The sequence below is a fragment of the Mesorhizobium sp. M2C.T.Ca.TU.002.02.1.1 genome, from assembly GCF_003997225.1.
In genome coordinates this window covers 1-5,819 of the sequence record NZ_RZTO01000367.1, presented here as the reverse complement: position 1 = coordinate 5,819, position 5,819 = coordinate 1, and the positions used below count along the sequence as shown (strand labels likewise).

The window sequence follows — 5,819 nt, the reverse complement described above, 5'->3', positions numbered from 1 at the left end:
ATGCTGCCCTACGGCTTCAGGGGCGATATCTTGAAATGATGGAAGCGCTGGATCATCTGGTCGAGAAGCTGGACGGGCTGGCGCCGACGGCGGCGCTCGTGCTGGGCTCGGGTCTCGGCGGGCTGGTCGACCAGGTCAAGGATGCCAGGCGCATCTCCTATGCCGAGTTGCCGGGCTTCCCGCGCAGCGGTGTTTCGGGCCACGCCGGCGAGGTGGTTGCCGGGCATTTCGCCGGCACACCGGTGCTGATGCTGTCCGGCCGCGCGCATTATTACGAGCATGGCAACGCCGCGGCGATGCGCCCGGCGCTGGAGGTGCTTGCCGGCATCGGCATCTCGCATCTGATCCTCACCAACGCCGCCGGCTCGATCGACCCTGAAATGGGACCGGGCTCGGTGATGCTGATCACCGACCACATCAATTTCTCCGGCTCCAATCCACTGATCGGCGAGCCGAGCGACCGCCGCTTTGTCGGCCTCACCGAGGCCTATGATGCGGGCTTGCGCGGAGCGATCGAGAAGGCTGCGAAGGCAACCGGCACGGCGCTGCATCAGGGCGTCTATATGTGGTTTTCCGGACCATGCTTCGAGACGCCGGCCGAGATCCGCATGGCGCGCGTCATGGGCGCCAACGCGGTGGGCATGTCGACGGTGCCGGAGGTCATCCTCGCCCGCTTCCTCGGGCTCAAGGTCGCCGCCTGCTCGGTCATCACCAACCTGGCGGCCGGCATGACCGGGGCGGAGCTCTCGCACCAGGAAACCAAGGACATGGCGCCGGTCGGCGGCGCGCGGCTGGCGACGATCCTGCGGCGCGTCTTCCAGGACGGTCTGCCCGACTGATGCTGCCGCAGGAGATCATCCGCCGCAAACGCGATGGCCACAAGCTCTCGGCCGATGAGATCGCGGCCTTCGTCGCCGGGCTGACGGCCGGCACCATCTCCGAAGGCCAGGTCGGCGCTTTCGCCATGGCCGTGTTCCTCAACGGCATGAGTCGCGAGGAAGCGGTGGCGCTGACGATCGCCATGCGCGATTCCGGCGACGTGCTCGACTGGTCCGACCTGCCGGGCCCGGTCACCGACAAGCATTCGACGGGCGGCGTCGGCGACAATGTCTCGCTGATGCTGGCGCCGATCGTCGCCGCCTGCGGCGCTTATGTGCCGATGATCTCGGGCCGCGGCCTCGGCCACACCGGCGGCACGCTCGACAAGATGGATGCCATCCCCGGCTACACCAGCCAGCCGGACGTGGCGGTTTTCCGCAAGACGGTGCTCGAGGCTGGCTGCGCCATCATCGGCCAGACTGCCGATCTGGCGCCTGCCGATCGCCGGCTCTACGCGATCCGCGATGTGACCGGAACGGTCGAATCGATCCCGCTGATCACCGCTTCGATCCTGTCGAAGAAACTTGCCGCGGGCCTGGGTTCGCTGGTGCTCGACGTCAAGGTCGGCAACGGCGCCTTCATGGAGAAGTCGCGCGATGCGGTTGCCCTGGCGAACAGCCTGGTCGAGGTGGCCAACGGCGCCGGCCTGAGCGCATCGGCGCTGGTGACGGGCATGAACGAGCCGCTGGCCTCGGCCGCCGGCAACGCGGTCGAGGTGAAGAATGCTGTCGATTTCCTCACCGGCCGTTATCGCGACCGCCGGCTGGAGGACGTGACGCTGGCGTTGGCAGCCGAGATGCTGCAGTCGGCGGGCTTGGTCTCGTCCAACCTGGACGGCATCAGGCGCGCCACCGAGGCGCTTGCCGGCGGCCGCGCGGCAGCCGTCTTCGCGCGGATGGTGGCCGTGCTTGGCGGCCCCGGCGATTTCGTCGAGAACCCGGAAAAATACCTGCCGACGGCGCCGGTCGAACTGGCCGTGAAAGCGGAACAGGACGGATTCGTGACCGGCATCGCCACGCGCGACATCGGGCTTGCCGTCGTCACGCTTGGTGGCGGGCGTTCGCATCCGGACGACAAGATCGATCACGCCGTCGGTTTGACCCGGCTGTTGCCGGTCGGCGCCGAACTGCGCCCGGGCGAGGCATTGGCGCTGGTGCATGCGCGCACCGAAGCGGAGGCCGAAGCGGCAGCGGCCGCGGTGCGTGCTGCTTATGCGATCGGGGGTTCCAAGCCGCCCGCCGAAAAGACCGTGCTCAGGCGGATACTGCCTCGCTGATCAGGCTATTGGACGAGCAGCAGCGAGCCGTCCTGAACCTGGTATTTCTGCAGCCGCTGCAGGAAGCTCATGCCGATCAGGTTGGTTTGCAGCGCCCTGTCGTCGAGCACCATCGCCTGAATGTTGTCGACGGAGATCTTGCCGATCTGCAGGCGCTCGACCGTCACCACGGCGGCCTTGATCGCGCCGTTGGCGGTGTTCACCTGGTGATTGAAGTCGGACGGGTTGAGCGAGATGCCGATCCTGCGCGCCGTCGAGGTGTTGATGGCGACCAATGTCGCGCCGGTGTCGATCATGCCGTCGATCTGACGGCCGTTGAGCTTGAACTGCGAGGTGAAGTGGCCGCGCGCGTCGGCGTTGACCAGCACCTGGCGGCCGAGCGGCATCGGCGCCGCCGGTTTGTTCGGGGCCGAAGCGAGATTGACCTGCGGCTGGGCCTCCGGGGCTGTCGGCTGCGGGGCGACGGTCGACTTCAAGAGGCCGTCCACCAGATGCGGGTTAGCCTGATAGACGATCGGAATCGAAGCCGAGGTTCCGGCAAAGATGCCGAGGATGAGAAGCTTGCGCAGCATGGATGCCCCTAGATCGTTTCACCGTTTCGAGGAAACGTTGAACCGCTCTATCCCTTTGTTTTGGAGCAATTCCGAACGGAAAACCGCTTCACACTTTTCCTGGAATTGCTCCCGAAAGCAGCATCCTTAAGTCCGCCATGGTTTTTATGATTTTAACTCGTGCCGGAACCGCAAGCTTGCGTAAACGGCCAGTTAAGAAACGCGCTCACTTTGTCCCGTACATGCGGTCGCCGGCGTCGCCGAGGCCGGGCATGATATAGCCCTTGTCGTTCAACTGGCGGTCGATCGAGGCGGTGAAGATCGGCACGTCGGGATGCGCCCTGGTGAAGCGCTCGATCCCTTCGGGCGCGGCGAGCAGGCACAGGAAGCGGATGTTGGTGGCGCCGCGCCCCTTCAGCTTGTCGATCGCGGCGATCGCCGAATTCGCGGTCGCCAGCATCGGATCGACGACGATCACCAGCCGGTCGGCAAGATCGCTCGGCGCCTTGAAGAAATATTCGACGGCTTCCAGCGTCTCATGGTCGCGGTAGAGGCCGATATGGGCGACGCGGGCGGCCGGCACCAGGTCGAGCAGGCCCTCGAGCAGGCCGTTGCCGGCGCGCAGCACCGAGGCGAAGACCAGCTTCTTGCCTTCCAGCGTCGGCGCCTCCATCTCCTCGATCGGCGTCTCGATCATGGTCGTGGTCAGCTCGAGATTGCGGGTCACCTCATAGCCGAGCAGAAGCGAAATCTCGCGCAGCAGCCGCCGGAAGCCGGCCGTCGAGGTCTCCTTCTTGCGCATGATGGTCAGCTTGTGCTGGACAAGGGGGTGGTCGACGACGGTGACGCCCTGCATGATGTGCTCCAGTGAGTGGTGAATAGTGAATAGTGAATAGTGAGCGGGTTTGCGAGTCCTGATGGTTTTCGATTGCCTTGACACGCCGAAGCGCGCCGGCAAATCAACCATTCACCATTCACCATTCACCATTCACCATTCACCATTCACCATTCACCATTCACCGGCCTCTGGCGTCGAGGCGGCTCAGCAGCATCGCCTTGGTCTTCCTATCCACGAAGGCCGCCTCGACTGCCGTCCTGGTGACGGCGGTGAGCGCCTTGTCGTCCATGCGGAAATGCTCGGCGGCGATATCGTATTCGCGCTTCAGCGAGGTCCAGAAATAGGGCGGGTCGTCGGAGTTGAGCGTCACCTTGCAGCCGGCGGCGCGCAACGCCGGGAAGGGATGGTCGGCGAAGCTGTCGAAGACCTTCAAGGCGATGTTGGAGCCTGGGCAGCATTCCAGCACCACGCCCTGGTCGGCGATGCGGCGGACGAGGTCGGGGTTCTCTATGGCGCGAACGCCATGGCCGATGCGGGAGGGGCGGATGTGGTCGAGCGCCGCCTTGACACTTTCCCAGCCCATCAGTTCGCCGGCATGGATGGTGATGCCGAGGCCGGCTTCGCGCGCGATCTCGACGGCGCGCACATAGTCCTCGAAATCGCCGACGCGCTCGTCGCCGGCGACGCCGAAACCGGTCACCAGCGGATGGCCGCAGCGTGCCGCGAAGCGCGCCGCCTGCTCGACCGCCTCGACGCCGACATGGCGCACGCCGGTGACGATCATGCGGCCCTCGATGCCGGTCTTGGCCCTGGCGCGCACGATGCCTTCGCCCAGCGCATCCGTATAGGCTTTTGGCGACAGCCCGGCCTTTTTGGCATGATCCGGCGAGGTGAAGATCTCGGAATAGATGGCGCCGTCGCGGGCGAGGCTGGTCAGATAGTGGTCGGCGAGGCGCGCATAGTCCTCTTCGCTGCGGAACAGGCCGGATGCGAAATCGTAAGCCGCGAGAAAAGAGGTGAAATCGTGCCAGACGAAGGAGCCGTTCTGGATATAGGGCGAAGGATCCTTGCCGTATTTGCGAGCCTGGGCGACGACGAGCTCGGGCGCCGCCGCGCCTTCGATGTGGCAGTGCAGTTCGGCCTTCAAAATCATGCGGTCATCCCGTCCGGTATGCTGCTCTCGCACAGGTGCTGGCCGGAAAATCATGCAAGACCTTGCCCGACCGGGTTTTGAAAGCGCGGCCGAAAACCGCGCCTTGGACAATAGCGTCGGCACCATCGATCGGCTATGGTCCCGCCGGTTTTATGACGGATCAAAATAATGTCAGTTGAGAGAACCACGGCCGCGGGCGGCATGGAAACCTCCTATGGTTTCAGGAAGGTCGGGGCAGGCGAGAAGCAGCCCCTGGTCAACGACGTCTTCCATAAGGTGGCCAATCGATACGACCTCATGAACGATCTGATGTCGGCCGGGTTGCATCGACTGTGGAAGGACGCGATGGTCGCCTGGCTGAACCCGCCGAAGCGGCCGGGCTGGAAGGTGCTCGACGTCGCCGGCGGCACCGGCGATATCGCCTTCCGCATCGTCGAGGCCAGCCAGCGCCAGGCCCATGCCACGGTGCTCGACATCAACGGCTCCATGCTGGCGGTCGGCCGCGACCGGGCCGAGAAGCAGGGCCTCGCCGCAAACACCGACTTTGTCGAAGCCAATGCCGAGGAATTGCCATTCGAGGACGACACTTTCGACGCCTATACGATCGCGTTCGGCATCCGCAACGTGCCGCGCATCGAGGTCGCCCTTGCCGAAGCCTATCGCGTGCTGAAGCGCGGCGGACGGTTTCTGTGCCTGGAGTTCTCCGAGGTCGAGATGCCGCTGCTCGACAAGGCCTATGAAGCCTGGTCGTTCAACGCGATCCCCAGGATCGGCAAGGCGGTGACCGGCGACGGCGAGCCCTACTCCTATCTGGTCGAATCCATCCGTAAGTTCCCCAACCAGCAGAATTTCGCGGCGATGATCGCCCGCGCCGGCTTCGACCGCGTCACCTTCCGCAACTATTCTGGCGGCATCGCCGCCCTTCATTCCGGCTGGAAGCTTTGAGGCGCGGCCCTTTGCAGCAGAAGCAGGCCCCTTTGAAGCAGCCCTCTTTGACGCAGGTTGGGCTATGAGCAGCGTCGCTGCCGCCTTCAGGCTCGCCCGGGCCGGCTGGGTGCTGGTCCGCGAGGGCGTCGTCGCGGCGTTGCCGGGCGAAGAACTCTCCGGCATGCCGAAATTCGG

Annotated in this window: 6 protein-coding genes; 3 read left to right on the top strand and 3 right to left on the bottom strand. The window is 64.9% G+C overall.

Going from position 1 to position 5,819, the window contains the following annotated elements:
- Positions 1-35 precede the first annotated feature (35 nt).
- Entirely contained in the window at positions 36-839 is an 804-nt protein-coding gene (locus tag EOD07_RS19425; protein ID WP_127236622.1) for a purine-nucleoside phosphorylase, read from the top strand.
- Positions 839-2,155, top strand: a complete 1,317-nt coding sequence (gene deoA / locus EOD07_RS19420; RefSeq protein WP_127236621.1) for a thymidine phosphorylase — start codon at positions 839-841, stop codon at positions 2,153-2,155. Before EOD07_RS19425 ends, deoA begins: the two co-directional genes overlap by 1 nt.
- 5 nt (positions 2,156-2,160) lie before the next feature.
- Here deoA and EOD07_RS19415 read toward each other — a convergent pair whose 3' ends face one another.
- The 3 genes from EOD07_RS19415 to EOD07_RS19405 all read right to left on the bottom strand — a co-directional run bounded on the left by EOD07_RS19415 (position 2,161) and on the right by EOD07_RS19405 (position 4,697).
- A complete protein-coding gene (locus EOD07_RS19415; protein WP_127236620.1) occupies positions 2,161-2,727 on the bottom strand; it encodes a TIGR02281 family clan AA aspartic protease in 567 nt (188 codons plus the stop codon).
- Positions 2,728-2,932: 205 nt separating this feature from the next.
- Positions 2,933-3,562 (bottom strand): uracil phosphoribosyltransferase, encoded by a 630-nt coding sequence (gene upp, locus EOD07_RS19410; RefSeq protein ID WP_040990420.1) that lies wholly within the window; start codon positions 3,560-3,562, stop codon positions 2,933-2,935.
- A gap of 160 nt (positions 3,563-3,722) precedes the next feature.
- Positions 3,723-4,697: an adenosine deaminase gene (locus EOD07_RS19405; RefSeq protein WP_127236619.1), complete on the bottom strand. Its 975-nt coding sequence runs from the start codon at positions 4,695-4,697 to the stop codon at positions 3,723-3,725.
- Between the two features lie 168 nt (positions 4,698-4,865).
- Between EOD07_RS19405 and ubiE the strand changes: the two genes are divergently transcribed.
- Complete coding sequence (ubiE, locus tag EOD07_RS19400) at positions 4,866-5,642, top strand: bifunctional demethylmenaquinone methyltransferase/2-methoxy-6-polyprenyl-1,4-benzoquinol methylase UbiE (protein WP_040990181.1); 777 nt, start codon at positions 4,866-4,868, stop codon at positions 5,640-5,642.
- Positions 5,643-5,819: the final 177 nt, after the last annotated feature.

Excerpts from the sequence above, each read along its gene's own strand:
- EOD07_RS19425 (WP_127236622.1), top strand. The coding sequence starts at position 36 with ATGATGGAAGCGCTGGATCATCTGGTCGAGAAGCTGGACGGGCTGGCG.
- deoA (WP_127236621.1), top strand. The coding sequence starts at position 839 with ATGCTGCCGCAGGAGATCATCCGCCGCAAACGCGATGGCCACAAGCTC.
- EOD07_RS19415 (WP_127236620.1), bottom strand. The coding sequence starts at position 2,727 with ATGCTGCGCAAGCTTCTCATCCTCGGCATCTTTGCCGGAACCTCGGCT.
- upp (WP_040990420.1), bottom strand. The coding sequence starts at position 3,562 with ATGCAGGGCGTCACCGTCGTCGACCACCCCCTTGTCCAGCACAAGCTG.
- EOD07_RS19405 (WP_127236619.1), bottom strand. The coding sequence starts at position 4,697 with ATGATTTTGAAGGCCGAACTGCACTGCCACATCGAAGGCGCGGCGGCG.
- ubiE (WP_040990181.1), top strand. The coding sequence starts at position 4,866 with ATGTCAGTTGAGAGAACCACGGCCGCGGGCGGCATGGAAACCTCCTAT.